The 18,298-nt window shown below is 48.3% G+C and carries 18 protein-coding genes; 12 read left to right on the top strand and 6 right to left on the bottom strand.

Going from position 1 to position 18,298, the window contains the following annotated elements; translation table 11 throughout:
• From ACTL32_RS09370 to ACTL32_RS09360, 3 genes are all read left to right on the top strand, one after another.
• A partial coding sequence (locus ACTL32_RS09370) for a hypothetical protein (RefSeq protein WP_441341189.1) occupies positions 1 to 225 on the top strand: 225 nt, incomplete at its 5' end.
• A gap of 192 nt (positions 226 to 417) precedes the next feature.
• Positions 418 to 1,149, top strand: coding sequence for a creatininase family protein (locus ACTL32_RS09365; RefSeq protein ID WP_441341188.1), 732 nt, complete (start codon positions 418 to 420; stop codon positions 1,147 to 1,149).
• A gap of 367 nt (positions 1,150 to 1,516) precedes the next feature.
• The gene (locus ACTL32_RS09360; protein WP_441341187.1) at positions 1,517 to 2,863 is read left to right on the top strand and encodes a S8 family serine peptidase; all 1,347 of its coding nucleotides are present in this window, start codon (positions 1,517 to 1,519) and stop codon (positions 2,861 to 2,863) included.
• Positions 2,864 to 2,965: 102 nt separating this feature from the next.
• Here the strand turns inward: ACTL32_RS09360 and ACTL32_RS09355 are convergent, their stop codons facing one another.
• The 4 genes from ACTL32_RS09355 to ACTL32_RS09340 form a co-directional block, all read right to left on the bottom strand.
• Entirely contained in the window at positions 2,966 to 3,418 is a 453-nt protein-coding gene (locus tag ACTL32_RS09355; RefSeq protein WP_204893814.1) for a hypothetical protein, read from the bottom strand.
• Complete coding sequence (locus ACTL32_RS09350) at positions 3,402 to 4,226, bottom strand: DUF3100 domain-containing protein (RefSeq protein ID WP_204893815.1); 825 nt, start codon at positions 4,224 to 4,226, stop codon at positions 3,402 to 3,404. The genes ACTL32_RS09355 and ACTL32_RS09350 overlap by 17 nt, the downstream gene beginning before the upstream one ends.
• A 37-nt stretch (positions 4,227 to 4,263) precedes the next feature.
• Positions 4,264 to 5,466 carry a M20 family metallopeptidase gene (locus ACTL32_RS09345; protein ID WP_441341186.1) on the bottom strand — a complete coding sequence of 401 codons (1,203 nt, stop codon included), beginning with the start codon at positions 5,464 to 5,466 and terminating at the stop codon, positions 4,264 to 4,266.
• 277 nt (positions 5,467 to 5,743) lie between these two features.
• Positions 5,744 to 6,481, bottom strand: a complete 738-nt coding sequence (locus ACTL32_RS09340; protein ID WP_441341185.1) for a GDSL-type esterase/lipase family protein — start codon at positions 6,479 to 6,481, stop codon at positions 5,744 to 5,746.
• A gap of 226 nt (positions 6,482 to 6,707) precedes the next feature.
• Between ACTL32_RS09340 and ACTL32_RS09335 the strand changes: the two genes are divergently transcribed.
• Positions 6,708 to 7,691 (top strand): ketoacyl-ACP synthase III, encoded by a 984-nt coding sequence (locus tag ACTL32_RS09335; RefSeq protein WP_441341184.1) that lies wholly within the window; start codon positions 6,708 to 6,710, stop codon positions 7,689 to 7,691.
• 79 nt (positions 7,692 to 7,770) lie between these two features.
• Here the strand turns inward: ACTL32_RS09335 and ACTL32_RS09330 are convergent, their stop codons facing one another.
• The gene (locus tag ACTL32_RS09330; RefSeq protein WP_441341183.1) at positions 7,771 to 8,919 is read right to left on the bottom strand and encodes a YeiH family protein; all 1,149 of its coding nucleotides are present in this window, start codon (positions 8,917 to 8,919) and stop codon (positions 7,771 to 7,773) included.
• A 237-nt stretch (positions 8,920 to 9,156) separates the two neighbouring features.
• Positions 9,157 to 10,011: a metallophosphoesterase family protein gene (locus ACTL32_RS09325; protein ID WP_441341182.1), complete on the bottom strand. Its 855-nt coding sequence runs from the start codon at positions 10,009 to 10,011 to the stop codon at positions 9,157 to 9,159.
• Between the two features lie 183 nt (positions 10,012 to 10,194).
• On the opposite strand from ACTL32_RS09325, the gene ACTL32_RS09320 reads away from it, so the two are divergent.
• From ACTL32_RS09320 to ACTL32_RS09285, 8 genes are all read left to right on the top strand, one after another.
• Complete coding sequence (locus ACTL32_RS09320; RefSeq protein ID WP_441341181.1) at positions 10,195 to 12,165, top strand: phospholipase D-like domain-containing protein; 1,971 nt, start codon at positions 10,195 to 10,197, stop codon at positions 12,163 to 12,165.
• Positions 12,166 to 12,315: 150 nt separating this feature from the next.
• Positions 12,316 to 12,738, top strand: a complete 423-nt coding sequence (locus ACTL32_RS09315; RefSeq protein ID WP_441341180.1) for an NUDIX hydrolase — start codon at positions 12,316 to 12,318, stop codon at positions 12,736 to 12,738.
• 10 nt (positions 12,739 to 12,748) lie between these two features.
• Positions 12,749 to 13,045, top strand: a complete 297-nt coding sequence (locus ACTL32_RS09310; RefSeq protein WP_441341179.1) for a DUF402 domain-containing protein — start codon at positions 12,749 to 12,751, stop codon at positions 13,043 to 13,045.
• The gene (locus ACTL32_RS09305; RefSeq protein WP_441341178.1) at positions 13,012 to 13,299 is read left to right on the top strand and encodes a hypothetical protein; all 288 of its coding nucleotides are present in this window, start codon (positions 13,012 to 13,014) and stop codon (positions 13,297 to 13,299) included. The genes ACTL32_RS09310 and ACTL32_RS09305 overlap by 34 nt, the downstream gene beginning before the upstream one ends.
• A gap of 325 nt (positions 13,300 to 13,624) precedes the next feature.
• The gene (locus tag ACTL32_RS09300; protein WP_441341177.1) at positions 13,625 to 15,460 is read left to right on the top strand and encodes a M6 family metalloprotease domain-containing protein; all 1,836 of its coding nucleotides are present in this window, start codon (positions 13,625 to 13,627) and stop codon (positions 15,458 to 15,460) included.
• 186 nt (positions 15,461 to 15,646) lie between these two features.
• On the top strand, positions 15,647 to 16,129 hold the full coding sequence (locus ACTL32_RS09295; protein WP_441341176.1) for a GNAT family N-acetyltransferase: 483 nt from the start codon (positions 15,647 to 15,649) through the stop codon (positions 16,127 to 16,129).
• A gap of 27 nt (positions 16,130 to 16,156) precedes the next feature.
• Positions 16,157 to 17,140, top strand: coding sequence for a macro domain-containing protein (locus ACTL32_RS09290; protein WP_441341175.1), 984 nt, complete (start codon positions 16,157 to 16,159; stop codon positions 17,138 to 17,140).
• A gap of 458 nt (positions 17,141 to 17,598) precedes the next feature.
• The gene (locus tag ACTL32_RS09285; RefSeq protein ID WP_441341174.1) at positions 17,599 to 18,222 is read left to right on the top strand and encodes a flavodoxin family protein; all 624 of its coding nucleotides are present in this window, start codon (positions 17,599 to 17,601) and stop codon (positions 18,220 to 18,222) included.
• The last annotated feature ends 76 nt before the right edge of the window (positions 18,223 to 18,298 follow it).

The following is an 18,298-nucleotide window of genomic DNA, read 5'->3' as shown; positions in this document are numbered from 1 at the left end:
CCGCAACGGAAGGCGGCGAGCAAGTTGGCCGAACGCAGTTCGGCCGACTTGTTTGCGACGAAGCAGCGCAGCGATGCGATGCAGGAGCACCGGTTTTGCCAGCGGGATAGCGAAGTTCCGAAATCCACTCGGACGCTAGTCCGAGTTAGTTCGGCGCGAGCCCGCGGAAAGCGTCCGCCTGGAGTGGAGGATCCAACACAGCTTCCATTAGTTTTATTCATCTAATTGAAAAATTATTCTTTTGTCTACAAGCTTAACAATCACCATTTGGAGGTTGTTCTTTTTTTGTGAAAATCCTTTTCTGAAGAGGGGATAAATGAGAGGGCGGCGAAGAACCTATAGAGTCTTTAAAAATTATCTGAAAAATGAAACAAGGAGGAGATTGTACTGAAGAAAAATGACTACCTGCTCGAACTCATGGACTGGAAAACCATTAAAGGGAAAATCGAATCCGGAATGGATACGGTGATCATCTGTACCGCTTCCGTTGAGCAGCATGGATTCCATCTGCCCGAGCTCACAGATACTTTGATTGGCGAGGCGGTGGCATTGCGTACAGCCGAAAAAATGGGCAGCGCACTGGTTGCACCGGTAATCCGGCCAGGCCTGTCGGACCATCACTTGCCGATGTCCGGCAGTTTGACTCTCCGCCCGGAAATCTACCGGGGGATGATAGAAGATTATATTGCCAGCTATAAAAGGCACGGTTTTAAAAGAGCAGTGATTTTTTCTTCCCATGGCGGAAACTTCAATGAAAATGAAAGCTTGGTCAAGAACCTGCGGGAAATATATCCGGATATGCAGATCAGCAGTGCTTTAACGCTTCGGCAATTACTGGATTTGATGGGGCAGTTTGAACAGAAGTACGGACTGGCGGAAGGCAGCACGGGTCATGGCGGGGCGATGGAGACTTCCGTCATGCTGCATATTGCGCCGGAATTGGTGGATATGAAGAAGGCGGAGCCGGGTTACATTGGTCCGCTGACCGATGAGGCACTGGAAAAACTGTTCAAAGAAGGAATCGTCGGTCTTACCGATGTCGGAATATTAGGGGATCCCAGACCGGCAAAAGCCGAATGGGGAGAATATTTTCTGGAAGTCTTTTCAGATGCGATCATCCAAGAGGTTGAAAAGGATTTTCATTCTTGATTTGAAAAACCGCGCTCTATTTTCATAAAGCAATATGAAGCAGCCAAGCCCTATTTCTAAGGGCTTGGCTGTTTGCTTTTATTAAACGAACCTTTAAAAAAACACTTTGAAATAAGCAGGTATTAGCAATCATTTTTCGTGAGGCGAAAATAGGCTAAGGGATACGAAAGTCAGCTGCTGAGACTTATTTTTTTCGATTTTTCAGTGGAATTATACTTTATTTCCTTGAAAGATATCAATGATTCAATCGAAGCGATGTGAAAACGACATCCACATTTAACCATATTAAGGAAAATGTTGGTTGACTGAACAGAGTAGTTTGAATAAAATGAAAAATGAAACGATTACTAGGAGGATACTGAAACCGATGAAAAAGAAATTTGCAGCAGGTACATTAGCAGTGGCATTAAGCGCTGCAACATTATTAGGGACAACAGTATGTGCTGAAGATGCGTTGGCCTCGAAAGAAGATTATATTGTCGTGTTTAAAAACCAGAACAGCTTGCCAGCCGGCTATGAAAATGTGTTAGCCGAAGCGGGCGGGAAAGTGACGACCAAATTGGCGAAATTGGGTGCGGTGGAAGTCTCTTCTTCAAACCCGAATTTCTTGGCGCAAGTAAAAAAATCTTCGGATGTTTTGGATGTTGATGTCCAGAGTGTCATATTCCCTGAAGCGCCTGCAATCAGTACAGAAGCGTCGGCAGATGCAGTCGGTGAAAATGCGGATCTTTACAATTCCCTCCAATGGGATATCAAACAAGTGACCAATGACGGCGCATCTTGGGAATTGCCGGGAGGCACCGGGAAATCTATAGATGGCAAAGATATCGTTGTCGCTGTGGTGGATACCGGAATAGATTACAATCATCCGGATTTGAAAGACAATTATGCGTACGGAAAATCATTCGTGCCGGGCTACCCGGATGCGATGGATGAAAACAGCCACGGAACGCACGTTGCCGGCGCCATTGCCGCAAACGGGCGGACGATGGGGGTAGGACCAGATTTGAAAGTGGCCGCTTACCGTGTATTCGGTCCGACCGGCGGAGCGACGACGGCAAGCATTGCGGATGCCTTAAAGACAGCTGCCGATGACAACGTCGATGTGGTGAACATGTCGCTTGGCGGCTATGATTGGCTGCAGGATCCTGAGCAGCAAACCGCTGATATTGCAGCAGATATGCGTTTGTTCAACCGCGCAATCCATTACGCAATCCAGCAAGGTGTAACAGTGGTCGGCTCGTCTGGAAACAACGCTTTAGACATCACAAGCCCGGGGACGATTTCAGGCGATGATCTCGGTGCAACGCATAGAAGCCCAAGCAGCCAAGGGTTGATCCGCGTATCAGCCGGCGGAGCGAACAAAAATCTGGCCTACTATTCCAACTACGGCGTCGGAAAGATTGATGTCATGGCACCAGGCGGAGATTTAGGGCCGAACTACGATCCGGTTACAAAGAATGGACGTGACAATTCCTACTTGGCACTGGCTACCATCCCTGGCGGCAAATACGGCTATAAAGCCGGAACCTCGATGGCTGCACCTAAAGTGGCAGGTTTGGCAGGTGTCATCATTGCCCAGCACGGTAAAGATACATTAAACCCTGCACAAGTGAAACACTTGATCCAATCTTCGTCAGAAGATGTATTCAAGACGGGCTATGACAAATATGCCGGATTCGGATTGATTGACGCAGAAGAAGCACTGGATTAATAAAAAATAACACCTCCCAGGTTTAAAGCCGGGGAGGTGTTTTTGCGTTCTTATGGTTTTGTTGGACTGCCGAATTCCATTTTGCTGATGTTAAGAAACGGTTCAGATGATGCCCTGCATTCTCAAGACAACTTCTGCAATAAGAGCGGATCCAAGGAACGTACCGAGCAAGACAAACATCCCGATCACAATCGTTTTCCAGCCCAAAGCCACAAAATCATGCCATGAGCGGCCGATGGAGACACCGGCATATGCAAGGATCGGCGTAGCGATTGCGAGCAGGCTGACTTGCCCAGTCCACTCGACGATTTTTTCCGACCCCGGCATGCCTGGGAGTGTCAGTACCAGTCCGAGTATGCCGATATAGGCGATACTCGGCATCTGAAACGGGAGGAGCCGGTGGATGACAAGGCCGGCAATGCTGATGCCGATCAAGACAGCCAGCCCCGGCAAGGCAGTTAGCGGCATGATGTCATAGCCGATCCAATTGCCGATCAACATGATGGCGCCGATAATCATAAAAACAAGCACCCATTCCTTAAGGCTTTTTAACATATTCGGCGCCCCCTTTAACTTTCTGGTCTTTTTTTCTGGATAAGATTTCATACATCTTCACAGTCAACGGCAAGCCGACAAAAATGCTCATATACAAGCCGGTGACCGAGGAAATCAAATTACTGACCCCGGAAAAGGCCGTCAGTTGGGCGCTCATATCCGGAAAAGCGGCAACGAGCGGCCCGAGAGAAGCGGCCGCCATGCTTCCGCTGCCGACGCCGGTAGCCATGGCAAAGGAAAGCGGATGCAAAGGAGTAACGGTTGCCAGAAATCCAGAAATCAGGCCAATGAAAATCGATCCGAAAACAGTACCGAAAATATACATCGCCATAACTCCCCGCCCTTCAGGCGAAGACAGGCCGTATTTATCGGTAATCAACGCAAGATTCGCCTCCCGGCCGATGGAATGCGTCATGCCGATGCTTTCACGTTTCAGGCCGAGAAACACAGCCAGCGGAAGCGCAAGGAAGATCGTTCCGAGGTTTCCGAACTCTTGAAGCAGCAAGGCAGGCCCTGCTTCGATTATCTGGGGAATTGCCGGACCTGCCTGGACGCCGAACTTGGCAATCAGGACAGCTACTGATAAGAATACAAGCGGTTCTGCATTGATGGATTGCTTGTCTTTAACGAGCGGCGTGAAGTAAAGCGCGAGCCCGATAATGACGGCGTAAAGCATTGGGAGCAATAGGATTACGCCGGGCCCGAGCGGAATGGAATGCGTTCCGATGGACTCTGTCACAACTACGATTGCCAGCACGACCAAGTGCAGGCGCCAATCCTTCCACATCTTCAAAGATTGTTCTGCCATTGTCATCGACCCCTTTTAAGTGTTTTTCTGATTTCCTTCATCGGGAAGCGTGTTCCGCTGTTTTAACGCCGCTTTTCATATAGTTCAATGCTGCAGAACCCAGCACTTTCGAAGCAATCAAAAGAGCCCGTTCATCGATATCGAATTTCGGGTGATGATGGGGGAACGATTCTGCCCACTCCGGGTTTTTCGCGCCAGTGAAGAAGAACGTCCCTTTTACGTTCTGGAGGTAATAAGAGAAATCCTCGCCTCCCATAATCGGCTCCGTTTCCTTTACGGCTTCGACTCCTGGCACATCACCAGCAAGGCCCGCAACGAATTCGGTCTCTTCCTTATGGTTCACCGTAGTCGGATAGCCGCGCATATAGGTATATTCATAATCAGCACCTGCAGCATAGCAAGTTCCTTTGACGATGCGTTCAATCTCAGTTTCGATGAAATTACGGATGTCTTCCTTGAAGGTCCGCACCGTTCCGGTCATCGAAGCCGTGTCGGCAATGACGTTGTAGGGATTTTTCGCTTCGAAATTGCAGACCGAAACGACTGCCGATTCAAGTGGGTCGACTCGCCGGCTGACGATTTGCTGCAAATTGCCGATCAGCTGGCCGCCGATGACAATACTGTCTTTGGTCTCGTGAGGATTTGCCCCGTGTCCCCCTTTGCCAATGATCTTAATATCAAAGCGATCCGGTGCTGCTTGAAGCGGACCGGATCGGTAGCCGATTTCGCCAAGCGGCATTTGGGCTTGTAGGTGAGTTCCAAAAATGACGTCGACCCCTTCAAGGCAGCCGTCTTCGATCATTGCAATCGCGCCCCCCGGCGGCAATTCTTCTGCATGCTGGTGAAGGAATAAAATTGTGCCCTCGAATTCCGATTGCATGCCGTTCAAGGCTTTTGCCAGCCCGAGGAGCGTTGCGGTATGGCCATCGTGCCCGCAAGCATGCATGACGCCATCATTCTGTGATTTAAACGGGACATCAGCTTCTTCGTGAATGGGAAGGGCATCGAAATCCGCACGCAGCGCCACCGTCGGCCCTGGCTTCGCGCCTTTCAAATACGCCAACACGCCATTGCCGCCGACGTTCTCGCGGACTTCATGGCCGAGCTTCCGGTGATAATCCGCGATGTATTTTGCAGTATTATCTTCCTGGAAGGAAAGTTCTGGATTCTGATGCAAAAATCGGCGGATTTCTACCATTTCGTCATAAATATTATCCAATTTAGTGAATAAATGATTCAAAAAAGCTCACTCCTCTTTCTTTCTGATTTTTCTAAAGTTAGCATAACTATTCGTTATTGTACATGGAATATTCAGAATTAGGAAAATAGGTTTATGCTGCTTCCAAATAATGCGTTTCCCGCTTTCTTAAGAGCGCATGTTTCTATCAGGGAAAGCGTACATTCCAACAGAACGTACTTCCCGTTTGGGCGGACCCTATGAAAATCGCATAAAATGCTCCCACAGCAAAAGAAGATGCAGCCAGGTGGTATGGCTGCATCTTTTGAGAGTGGAATAGTTAATCCAATCCGAGCGCATCGATTCCGTTATCCGAGAGGACCTGCTGGCCGGCAGCCGTCGGATGGATATCCCCTGGAATCACATAAATTGCCTGGTCGTTGCCGAATGCTGCATTGGCATCTGCAATGGTTACGCCGCTGACCAAGGACGCCAACTGCGCAAACTGGCCATTGATCAAAGGCAGGATCGGATCTGCTGCATAATGGAGCGGATTATTGAGCTGGAACGGGTTGTAGACGTTGTACAATACAATCGGTGCATCTGTCAAAGCGCGTGTTTGGGTCAAAATCGATAATAGATTCGAAAACACATCGCTGCTAGCCAGTTTTTGCTGCAGCAGCAAATTGAATAGATCCTGATCTCCGCCGCTTTCCACACCCGCCTCGCGCAGGGCTTGGAGCAAGTCGTTGCTGCCGATGGCCACAGCGACATAATCTGCCTGTTGGACCGCTTGGCGGTATTTCTGATCACCTTGAAGCGCCGAGAGCAGCTGGTCCGTCTGCCATCCGGGGATGCCAAGGTTCAGCACCCGCAAATCTGCTTCTTCGCCGATCAAGTATGGATAAGCGGTTTTGGCCGGATGGCTGTTGTTCTGGCCAAGATCATATCCAAAAGGAATTGAATCCCCAAGAGCGATAAGCGATTCTTTTGCATTGCCGCTTTGGGCAAAAGCGGCAGGGGCGGTTAATGATCCGGCCAACAAGATAATAGCTGCCATTTTCAGTAATTTTTTCATACAACACTTTCTTTCTTGGAATTAAGTGAAAGTATATAGCAAGTTAATAGAATTGCCTGTTAATTTTTACAGGTGAACAAAAGCTGTTTTTATTGGCAATTTTGCCTGTTGCTCCAAACTGGTAACTAGGCCAATACTACAAAATAGGTTCTACGAACATTTTTTAGTACTTAATACTAATAGTTGGTGTTAGAATAGAACGAGCATGCATAAAGGGGCGATCGATTTGTACACTTCAAAAGCCAGGATAACAGCCATCGGTTCATATGTGCCGGAAAAGAGGCTAACCAACAACCAGATAGAAGAGTTGGTGGAGACCAACGACGAATGGATCGTCCAGCGGACAGGAATCAAAGAGCGCCGGATTGCCGGTGAACATGAATATACAAGCGACATCAGCATCAAAGCAGTCGAAAATCTGGCAGAGCGCTTCGGAAAATCACTTGAGGATGTGGACATGGTCATTGTTTGTACAATGACGCCGGATATGAAAACGCCGAGCGTGGCTGCTTTGGTACAGGCGAAACTCGGCATTCCAAACACCGGAACAATCGACTTGAATGCCGCTTGCGCCGGTTTTGCCTATGGGCTCCATGTCGCAAACGGGCTCATCACAGCCGGACTGAACCAAAAGATATTGGTCATCGGGGCAGAGACCTTTTCCAAAATCATCGATTACAGCGACCGGTCCACTTGTATCCTGTTCGGTGACGGCGGTGGGGCGGTGCTAGTGGAACGCGACGAGGAAAAACCGAGCTTTATCGCTTCCCATATGGGAACCAACGGGGAACAGGCCCATAATCTATATTGCAGCAATCTCGCAACCCGCATGTTCGGCGAAGAGCTGGCAGTAAACGGATTTGTTGCGCAGAACGGGCGGGAAGTCTATAAATGGGCGGTCAATACGGTTCCTAAAGGCGTCAAAGCATTGATGGAAAAAGCCGAAATGGGTGCTGCTGATGTGGATTGGTTTATTCCGCACAGCGCAAATCTTCGGATCATCGAGTCGATTTGCAGCAGGAGCAAACTGCCTCTTGAACGGACAGTCTATAGCCTGGAATATTTCGGCAACACTTCTGCTGCGACGATTCCCTTGTCTCTTGATAAGGGGATGGGTGAAGGGAAAATCAAACCGGATGATAAACTGCTGTTGTACGGTTTTGGCGGCGGCTTGACCCATGCCGGTCTGGTATTGAACTGGTCTATTTGATTCGGCCATACAAGAATAAACGAGCAGAGAAAAGCCGCCATTCCTTTCGGAATGGCGGCTTTTTCGTGAGGAAAGATTTTTATATTGTGATGAACCCGCCGAACAAAGAGATCAGCAGCAGGCTGACGGCACCGACAGAGATAGCGGCGATCAGCCCGATATAGAACGGCTTGATTCCTAACCCCTTGAATATTTTAAGATTCGTTGACAAACCGACTCCGGCCATCGCTAACCCGAGACCGTAAGTCGATCCGAAAGAACTCCAGAAGCTGTAGAACGACTCCCAATCCGCGGGCGAGAGGAAGCCGAATGCGTCACCAGTGGAAGCAGTGGTGGCATCACCGATGGTGCGCAGCAGCGACAGAAGAAGGAATCCTAAAATGAACAGAGGAAAAAGTTTATACCATTTCGGCAGTTTGCCAGCATGGCCGGTTCCGTTTTTCCGGCCGTTACGGAAAAACAAGTAGGAAACGAACGGAATAACAGCAATGATGAAGACATTGCGTGTTAATTTCGTGATTGTTGCCACATCGACAACGGTCTTGGAATCATACATTTGGTCATAGATCAAGGCTGCTCCGGCCACCTGGGCCGTATCATGGATGGCGGTGCCCAGAAAAAGTCCGGCTTTGACCGGTTCCCCTTCGAAAAATGCGTGGGCTAGATAAGGGTAAAAGAGCATGCCGAGCAGGCCGAATATCGTGATATTCGCGACGGCATAGGAGATTTCATCTTCCTTGGCTTTGATGACGGGGGCCGTTGTCATGATTGCGGTTATGCCACAAATACCGGTCCCTGTCGCAATCAAGGTACCAAGGCGGTTGGACTGATCGAGTTTAGCTGTGAAATACAAAGTAACAAACAGGCCGACGGATATGCAGGCGACTATGAGCGGCAGTCCCCATGCACCAAGCTTTAATGCTTCGGTCAGGCTGAGACGAAGGCCGAGCAGGATGATTCCTGCGCGGAGAGCATATTTCACAGCAAAGCCGATTCCTGACAGGAATAGTTCCCGCAGCCCGACTGTATTGCGGATGATGATGCCAAGCAGGATTGCAACAAAAATAGCGGAAATCGGGCTTGAACTTCCTTCCGGTAAAATTCCTGCGGCCAAAAGCGCGGCGCCAATCGCTTCAGCACCGTAGATGCCCCCCAAAAGGACGATCAAACTGAGCAGAAGGCCGGGGAGGAGCCCAATCCAGCTCTTTTCATATCTTCGGTTTTTCATAAACACATCTGCTCCTTCTGAAGGGTTGCAATAGACCGTTTCTCAAGGAACGAGAATCCGGTTCTTACTTCAATCCTACCATCTGTGCAGGAGCGGGCACAGCATTTATCGTGAATTTTCACGTTACGGAAAGAAATTAGGGCAGCCTGTCCATAATATCATTGCTCAAAGAAGGGCTTTAAGCATGAAAAGCACAACCGGCATCCAGTTGCCGGCTGTGCTTTTATCAAGTGGAAGTTATACTTTCTGTTTTTCTACTATAGAAGAACCGGGCAGCGGAATCATGTATTTGAAATAAGCTGCATCTCCGACCGGATTCCGCTTCAATGCGAAATGGGGGATGGCATTGCCGATTTGTTCCGCATGGCCTTTTAATTCATCATCATCGATCATCACAGAATCAATGGCAATAAAAGATTCGGTGATTTCGATCACCCGCACCGCTTGTTCATCGAGAACTGCCGCCAGCTGCAGGAATGTCCAATCGTTCCGAGCCGCCAGGGAATTGGCATGATTATGTCCATTGATATAAAGGCCGGGTCCCTGTTTCATGCTAAGTATTTGCCAAATCGGGACATCCGGGTGGATGCAGCGCTTGTCTTTTTCGGAATGCAGCGTCGTGGAGAACACCGGATGATGGCCGAATACGACCAGCGGCCGTTCTGCTGTCTCTTCTATGACGGCTTCGAGCCAATACTGCTGTGTGGCATCCATGGTTCCGCCCCAATCGTCGTAATCCTGCTCCCGTGCAGTATCGAGAAATGCCAGGACAGCTGACTCGGTGCTCAGTGTATGAAAGCGCTCTTGTCCGGAAATGGAAAGGACCTGGCTGCGGGGCATTGCGTAGAGATCGTGATTGCCTAAAACATGCTTGAAAGGTTTTCCGTGCTTCCGGATGATGGAATAGATCTCATCCAGTTCATCACGGCGGCCGAAATTCGTCAAATCTCCGATGGAAATATAAAGGTCCGCCGGCACAGAGAAAAAACGATCTAAAAACGTTTCGTAAAAAACGTGCCGATTTTCCTCGATAAATGCAAAATGGTCTTCCAAAGCCGGATAATGCAAATCACCGATCACTGCAATTTTCATATTCCTCTCCATCTCCTCTCATTCTCTTACGCAACCATTATGGCATTCCTATATTAAGGCCTTATGAACGGGATAATAAGAATTGTTAATTCACTAAACATTGCAAAAGGTCTATAGGCAAGGGGGCTGTATTCGGTTACAGTAAGAAATGGAATACAAATAATTGAATTTAAAGGAGAAAAAATGGAAAAAACATCAAAAAGATTACTTTTATCCGCTTTGCTTTTCGCTCTTATCTTTTCTTACTGGACCCCTGTTCGACAAGCCGATGCGGCGGAAATCGGAGATGTGGCGATCAACGAAATCGCCTGGATGGGCACTGCCGCAGATTATAACGACGAATGGATTGAACTTTTTAACAACAGCAACACGGATCTTTCATTAACTGGTTGGACACTTTCAAGCAGCGACGGGTCACCGGACATTCAGTTGTCCGGAACAGTTCCGGCCAAAGGCTTTTTCGTCCTGGAACGGACAGATGATGCGACCTTGCCGGATTTTGATGCTGACCAAATTTATGTCGGCGCGTTAGGGAATGCAGGCGAGCACCTTTTCCTGAAAGATGGTGCAGGAACGGTCATCGATGAAGTCGACGCGTGGCATGCCGGCGACAATTCATCAAAAGCGTCCATGGAACGGATCGATCCGGCCGCAGCCGGTACCAACGCCGCCAATTGGGCGTCTTCGGCTGAAGGGTATACAGGCGGCTACGGGACACCAGGCAAAACCAATTCCAATGCTGCGGCGCCGGGCGGCGGCTCATGCGAAAGTTCTGCAGAACAGTTGAACCAGGTATCCGATGCTCCCGAAGCCATCAATGTTTATTTCAATAAATGCGCACAGGAAGAGTATGCATCTCCAGGAAACGCAGCGAACTACAACGTCAACTTGGAAAACCGGCTGATTAAACGCATCAATGGGGCAACGAGCAGCATAGACTTTGCAACTTATGAAATCAATTTACCGAAAATCGTGGACGCTTTGGTGGCAAAAGCTGCTGAAGGTGTGGACGTCCGGGTCATTGCAGATGCCAAAGATGCGTCAGACCCGAGCTATGCGGAACGCTTTGAAACGATGAAGCTGTACATAGAGAAGATGGTGCGCGGCAACGATTTGGCACTTGGCACGGAGGATGACATAACCGTATTTTCAGAGTCGCCGATGCTGGCTGTGGAAGATCCGGCAAAGCGCCGGAGCCACGGTTTGCCCGAAAGTCCGGCTGACATCAAAGAAGAAACCATTGTGGTAGGAAACACAGAAACGACCGGACACTTGATGGTCGAAGGTGAACAGAAAACGGACGGTGGCTATTATTCACCGTCAACGCAGATGCACAATAAATTCGCAGTTATCGATGACTCATGGGTATTCACCGGCAGCTGGAACTTTACGGTGACCGGACTCTATGGATCCGATGAAAATATGGCGAACGGCATCCTTGACGGAAACCAGAACCATGTCGTCGAAGTGAACTCCTCTGAATTAGCAGGAATTTACGAAACAGAATTCAATGAGATGTGGGGATCCGCTGCGTTGATGCCAGACCTGCAAAATGCGAATTTCAGTTCACGAAAAACCGATAACACCGCACATGAAGCAGTGATCGGCGGCAAGCGTGTGGAAATTTTCTTTTCGCCGGGCGACAATGCAGTGGCGCGGATGGCGGAGCTGATCCGAAACGAGGCACACCTGAAAACCTACTTTACAATCTTTGCCTGGAGCGATCAGGTGCTGGTCGATGAATTGAAGAATAAATGGGAAGGTTCCTACGAAGATCAGAAAGGGACGCTGACAGGTTTTGATGTTAAAGGCGTATTCGACAGCAGCTTCTGGACCCAGTGGTGGTCGGCAAGCATCGAAATGACGGGACAGACCGCCGAAGGAAGCGCCAACAATCCGAATACACGTTGGGCGAATCCGGCACCTGTCTACAAGGACGCTGAATCCCGCAAGCTCCACAGCAAAACGATGCTCGTGGATGCGGATACCGACAGCGACCCGACCGTCATTGTCGGCTCGACCAATTGGAGCGCAAACGGGGAAGATATCAACGATGAAAATCTATTGATTATCCATGACAAGAACATTACCAATCAATTTGTACAGGAGTTCAATGCCCGCTATATACAAGCTGGCGGCCAAATTGCGCAATAGATTTTAAAAGGAAGAAGCCGGATATCCGGCTTCTTCTTTTTTGTGCAGCAAGTCCATTATAAAAAGGAATTTATTGTTAATCTTTCTAGAACTTTTAAAGGGAAATGGATATAGTTAGTTATAATGAAACGCACGAAAGAAGGAAATTCGATGAGAGACAGAGCTTCAGCGGTTTTACTAGATGGCGATAAGATTGCGCTAATCAAACGGACCTGGAAAGGTGAAACGTATTTTGTATTTCCAGGCGGCGGTATAGAAGAATGGGAAACTCCGGCACAAGCGGCTGAAAGGGAGGTTTTCGAAGAACTCGGGCTTGTGGTCAAAGTGCAGGATTGCCTTTATCAGGAACAATATGAAGGGCATCAATTTTTCTTTGGAGCGGAGATCCTTTCAGGGCAGTTCGGCAGTGGAAAAGGGGAAGAATTCATCGATCCCGAGCGCAACCGGGGCAAGTACGAACCCGTTTGGCTACCTATCCGGGAAATGCCCCATAAAGATGTCAGGCCGCAACTGGCGGCGGTGACCATACAGAAATTGATTCTTGCATCACATTCTAAGAGCCATGAGAGGTGAACGAAATCTTATGCTGAAACGCAAATACGCAAACTGGCCCAATTGGACGCGCCTACGAGAAAAGCGATATGTACAGGAATATGTAAAGGTTCCGGAATTCGAAGGTTCTGTCGGTTTGTTATTTCTGGACTCAGTGGAAAAATCGATGAAGGTCCGCCATACAGGCAAGGAGCTTTGCATAGCAGGCAATGGCTTCCAGTGGCTTCAGTACTTCCCGAAGGGCAAGAACCTTATTGTCACTGCAATTTACGATGAGCAAGGGAAGATTGTCCAGTGGTATATCGACATCGCCTTCAGAACGGTTTAGAAGATGGCATCGCTTTTATGGACGACCTATTTCTGGACTTGATCCTTTTGCCGACCGGCGAGGTTTTCGAAAAAGACAGGGATGAAATAGAAGCTGCATTAAAGGCCGGCATCATATCTTGCATTCATTACGACATGGCGTATCGTGAATATCACCGGTTGCTTGAAGAAATTCAACAGGATTGTTTTCTGTATAAGAAATTGGCTAAAACACACAAAATGCAGTTAGAGCAGAACCTGGCTATGTCCCAATGAAACAAGACAGCACATATGAGCAATTTTTAGTTTTGAAGCGGAGGAAAAACATACGCAATTAATCAGGCGAAGTGAATAATTTGTTCACCTGACATTACATTCAGGAAATGCTCTGGCAATTTTCTATCAAAAATTTTCGACATACTTGAATAACAGCTATTTAAATAATCAAAAGCGTATTAAATAATATTTCGGAATTTTAATATTTCGTAAAATAAGTATTTCGTTACACTAAATAATATGTAAATTATTTCTTTCTACCTATTCCAAATTTACTGAATAATTTATACAATCTAACAGAAACAACTTTTAAGGGGGAAAAAGAATGTTAAAAGTCTTATCAACATCAGCCTTGGCGCTGGCTTTAGTAGGAAGCGCCGTATTTGCAGGAGCAGGAGCGCAGGAAACGAGCCCGGTTCAGACGAACAAAGCAGAAATCAGCTTAGGCCATTATGTAGGAGCTTCACCTGAGCTGTCAGAAAAAGCGAAAAAACTTGGATTGGACCTGTCCAAAGCGGATCCGGCGGACAAGTTAGCTGAACAAGGCACCAAATTCCAGGAGCCTGGCGATAACCATGTTGCTTATAACACTACTCAAGGCGATGTACCGGTCTTGGTAATCTTGGCGAAATACAAAGACGGCGATGAGCCGATCGGCGATATGCCTGGGCAAGTGCCAGCAGAATACTATGAGGATTTGATCTTCGGAACGGAATACAATCCGTATGAACTTCCTCAATTCGAGCAATATGCTGAATATAACGGCGTAAAAGCTCCGACCAACGCCACTATGCAGAATGTCTATAAAGAATCCAGCAACGGCAAAGTGAACCTTGTCCGCAAAGAAAATACAGACTTTGCCTGGGTCGAGTTGCCAAAAGGCGCTTCATACTACCTTGACCAAGAAGGCACTTATGCTGAAAACGGCAAATATGTCCTTGGAAATGCTAATGGCGACGCTCACACAGGTGAATTTGTCCGCGACCTTTTGAAGGCGGCAGACGAGCAGGTCGATTTCTCTAAATACGCAGTAGACGGCGAAGTGCCGAATATCTTCGTGGTGCATGAAGGGACAGGCGCTGAATTCAGTTCCGATCCGGCGCAGTTCTGGTCGCATAAATGGAGTTTGCTAAGCGCCTTGTACTACGGCAAATACTATGAAACTGGCAAACCAGCAGATCAGTATGAAGGCAAGAGCCAAGCCGAATGGATCGGTGAAACGATTGCAGAAGATATGACTTACGACGGTGTTTTAGTCAATAATTACAACATCCAGCCGGGAATCGGCGGCAACGTTGCCGGTTATGACGCAGCAACTGGAACATATTCCGATGCTGCTAAAACAGGGCCATACCCAGCACAGCCGGGCGTTTATGCACACGAATTCGGCCATGCTCTTGGATTGCCTGACTTCTACGACACGCTTTATACTTCTGAAGGCGTCGGCAACTACTCGATGATGGCTGGCGGTTCATGGATGCGCTATCCGAATGCCAACGCTTATTCAGGAAACTCACCAGTCCACTTTGATCCGTTCTCCAAGGTGTTCCTTGGCTGGGCCAACCCGATCGAAGTGAATCCGGAAAGCGGCAAGCAATCGATTACGTTGCCTGCCATCAACAAAGCCGATGCTGACAATGGCATCGTGAAAATGGAAGTTCCAGGGTCAAACGGCACGGAATACTTCCTGTTTGAGAACGTTCAACAGGACGGCTTCAACAAAGGACTTGGCCGCCAAGGCGCTGACGCAAACGGTCTATTGGCATGGCACGTTGACGAAAATGTCATCAATCTTTACCAGACAGCCGGATTCCGCCCGAACAACGTGGAAAACTGGATGAACAAACGCTACCAGTACAACCAGTTCCAAGTTGCTTCCAACGGCGATAAGGTCACGCATTACGGATTGTCCCTGATTCAGGCTGACGGCAAGTATGATTTGGAGAAAAACGCTAACCGCGGAGATGCGGGCGACTTCTTCAAAGCAGGCAGCAAAATCACACCGGTTTCTGGCAATGTGCATTCTGGATCTTACTACTTCTGGAAAGGTGAAACTGCCACACCGGCTGATTCCGGCATTCACGTGACTGATATCGTCGAGAACAATGACGGATCGATCACTGCAAACTTCTTCTACAACAGCAACGCAAGCTCTAAATAAAAAAATTCAAACCGCCGGACCGTCAAAGGTCCGGCGGTTTTCTTATGGGCCAAAGCCTTGGCAAGAGCCGAAAAAGAACATTTCGACAGCTTTGCAGGAATTAGAGCACAATTGTAGTATAAAGTATGGATAGCCAATTTTTTCAAAATGGCAAATTCTGAAATGGAAACGGAGTGGCATGAACAAATGGCGATCATCAGAAAAGCGGCAGCCGCAGATTTCGAATCGATTCAAACCATCGCAAGCAAGAGTTGGAACGATACATATCAAGGATTGATTCCCGAAGACATCCAATCCCGCTTTCTAAGTGAAGCTTATTCGGACGAGATGATGCCGGTGCGGCTCGAGAAGACTTTATTATTAGTTGCTGAAGAAGAGGGAGAACTGGTCGGCTTTGCCAATGCCAGCGAAAAAGAAGGCGCAGCCCACCTTCATGCAATCTATTTGTTGCCGGAAGCCAAGGGTTTAGGGTTCGGCACCCAATTGCTCGAGCACTTGATTGCCGAATTGGCGCCGGTGAGTGAAATCCACGTGGAAGTAGAAAAAGGCAATAAGAGCGGCGAAACCTTCTATGCAGCCAAAGGCTTCAAAGAAATCAGGGTTTTCGAAGAAGATCTTTATGGGCATACTTTAACAACCAGGAAAATGGTGCTGAGCGTGGCGGAATAACAATAGGGAAAGGAAGGAGAGAATGGCATGCCATTAGAGATTATCCGAAACGACATCACCAAAATGCACACGGATGCCATCGTCAATGCAGCAAACAGTTCATTGCAAATGGGTGGCGGGGTGTGCGGAGCGATTTTTGCAGCTGCAGGGCAGCGTGAGCTTCAAGAAGCCTGCAACGAAATCGGGCATTGTCCGACCGGTTCTGCAGTGGCGACAAAGGCGTTCCGTATGGAAGCGAAGTACATTATCCATGCGGTCGGGCCGGTCTGGAGGGGCGGCGGGCACAAGGAAGAGGAACTTCTCCGCTCGGCTTATGCCAGTTCGTTGCGCCTTGCCGATGAATTGGAATGTGCGTCCATCGCCTTTCCACTCATTTCTTCCGGCATCTATGGCTACCCGAAAGAAGAGGCGCTCCAAGTGGCGATATCGGAAATCCACCGCTTCTTGATGGACCATGAAATGCTGGTTTACCTGGTGGTGTTCGACAAAAAATCGTTCGGGGTCAGCGAAAAGCTGGTCCGGTCCATAGATGCTTTTATTGATGAACATTATGTTAGCGAGCAGGAATTGCATTATTCACGAAGCCGCCAGATTGAAGTCCGTGCCGAGGCTATGAAGGAAGAAATGCTGGATGCGGCACCGCCCGGATTGGAAGAATTGATGGGCAGCCTGGATGAACCTTTTTCTGTCCGTTTGTTCCGGCGAATCGATGAAAAAGGAATGACAGATGTCGAGACCTATAAAAAAGCCAATATCGACCGCAAGCTTTTTTCGAAAATCCGAAATTCACCGGACTACACGCCGATGAAAAAGACCATCATCGCTTTCGCCATTGCGCTGGAGCTAGATGTGGAAGAGACGATAGACCTGCTCCAAGGCGCAGGCTATACCTTGTCACGAAGCAATAAATTCGACATTATCATTGAATATTTCCTGGTCAACGGCAAATACTATATCCATGAAATCAACGAAGCGCTTTTCATGTTCGACCAACCATTGTTAGGCGCATGATCGGCTCAAACTGTAGACAAAGTTTAATTTGAATGAATAGAGATGTATAAGCCAGCCCGGGCGGGAGCGTCACTTGTATCTAATCGATGAGATAGGAGAAATAGATCCAACTTTAACTAGCTAAGTACAAGCCGGTGGATTAGGAATCCGGAACGGAAGGCGGCGTCTCCTGCGGGATAGCGAAGTGCCGAAATCCACTCGGACGCCAGTCCGAGTTAGTTCGGCGCGAGCCCGCGGAAAGCGTCCGCCTGAAGTGGAGGATTCGGTATAGCTAATTTTAAAAGTATGTTCAATCTTTAAGAGAAGTAAATATTCTTTTGTCTACAAGCTCTGCCGCATTCCAAATGGAATGCGGCTTTTTACTGCGGTTGCACATTCGTTTAAATGTACTTCATAAGGGAAGAGAAGTGGAAGAAAGATCTTTAAGCCAATTATTCTGGAAGAAGGGATTTGAAAAGATGCAGCAACTGAAAGCGGTATTTTTGAACAGTTCATTAAAAAGCTCAGAGGATATTTCAAACACTGAAGGGTTCATCAACGATGTGCAAGTGCATTTCAATCAACTTGGCGTCGCTTCTGAAATCGTCCGCTTGGCGGATTACAAAATTGCATTGGGTATAGCCGGCGATATGGGCGATGGCGACCAGTGGCCTGAGATCCTGGAGAAAGTGCTGGCTGCAGATATCGTCATTCTCGGGACGCCGTTGTGGCTCGGCGAGAAAAGCTCGCTCGCTACCCTGGCGATTGAGCGGCTTTACGGCAGCAGCAGCGAAACGAACGACAAAGGACAATCGGTTTTCTATAATAAAGTGGGCGGAGCGATTGTCACTGGAAATGAAGACGGGGCAAAGCACGCAGCCGCATCGATCATCTACGGCCTCTCTCATATCGGCTTCTTGATCCCGCCGAATGTCGACGCTTACTGGGTCGGCGAGGCAGGACCCGGTGAATCCTATAACCAGGCAGGGCGGGACAATGAATTTACGAAATCCGCCATTGAGCGCCTAGCCTACAACACCTATCATTTGGCAGGTATGCTGAAAAACAATCCGATTCCGGCAGAGGGCAATACATTGGAATAAATGAGCGGCATTGAAATGTCGCTTCCAAAGCGACCATTCAGGATTCAGGAAAGTTTATCCTTAGATTGTAGCCAAA

Origin of the sequence: Planococcus sp. FY231025, assembly GCF_052078085.1 — a bacterium.
Classification (GTDB): Bacteria; Bacillota; Bacilli; order Bacillales_A; family Planococcaceae; genus Planococcus.
The sequence above is the reverse complement of the archived record's forward strand: the minus strand, read 5'-3'. Positions and strand labels throughout refer to the sequence as shown.

Bases quoted from the DNA above. Each gene is read 5' to 3' on its own strand.
- ACTL32_RS09365 (WP_441341188.1), top strand. From the start codon at position 418: ATGGACTGGAAAACCATTAAAGGGAAAATCGAATCCGGAATGGATACG.
- ACTL32_RS09360 (WP_441341187.1), top strand. From the start codon at position 1,517: ATGAAAAAGAAATTTGCAGCAGGTACATTAGCAGTGGCATTAAGCGCT.
- ACTL32_RS09355 (WP_204893814.1), bottom strand. From the start codon at position 3,418: ATGTTAAAAAGCCTTAAGGAATGGGTGCTTGTTTTTATGATTATCGGC.
- ACTL32_RS09350 (WP_204893815.1), bottom strand. From the start codon at position 4,226: ATGGCAGAACAATCTTTGAAGATGTGGAAGGATTGGCGCCTGCACTTG.
- ACTL32_RS09340 (WP_441341185.1), bottom strand. From the start codon at position 6,481: ATGAAAAAATTACTGAAAATGGCAGCTATTATCTTGTTGGCCGGATCA.
- ACTL32_RS09330 (WP_441341183.1), bottom strand. From the start codon at position 8,919: ATGAAAAACCGAAGATATGAAAAGAGCTGGATTGGGCTCCTCCCCGGC.
- ACTL32_RS09325 (WP_441341182.1), bottom strand. From the start codon at position 10,011: ATGAAAATTGCAGTGATCGGTGATTTGCATTATCCGGCTTTGGAAGAC.
- ACTL32_RS09320 (WP_441341181.1), top strand. From the start codon at position 10,195: ATGGAAAAAACATCAAAAAGATTACTTTTATCCGCTTTGCTTTTCGCT.
- ACTL32_RS09315 (WP_441341180.1), top strand. From the start codon at position 12,316: ATGAGAGACAGAGCTTCAGCGGTTTTACTAGATGGCGATAAGATTGCG.
- ACTL32_RS09310 (WP_441341179.1), top strand. From the start codon at position 12,749: ATGCTGAAACGCAAATACGCAAACTGGCCCAATTGGACGCGCCTACGA.
- ACTL32_RS09300 (WP_441341177.1), top strand. From the start codon at position 13,625: ATGTTAAAAGTCTTATCAACATCAGCCTTGGCGCTGGCTTTAGTAGGA.
- ACTL32_RS09295 (WP_441341176.1), top strand. From the start codon at position 15,647: ATGGCGATCATCAGAAAAGCGGCAGCCGCAGATTTCGAATCGATTCAA.
- ACTL32_RS09290 (WP_441341175.1), top strand. From the start codon at position 16,157: ATGCCATTAGAGATTATCCGAAACGACATCACCAAAATGCACACGGAT.
- ACTL32_RS09285 (WP_441341174.1), top strand. From the start codon at position 17,599: ATGCAGCAACTGAAAGCGGTATTTTTGAACAGTTCATTAAAAAGCTCA.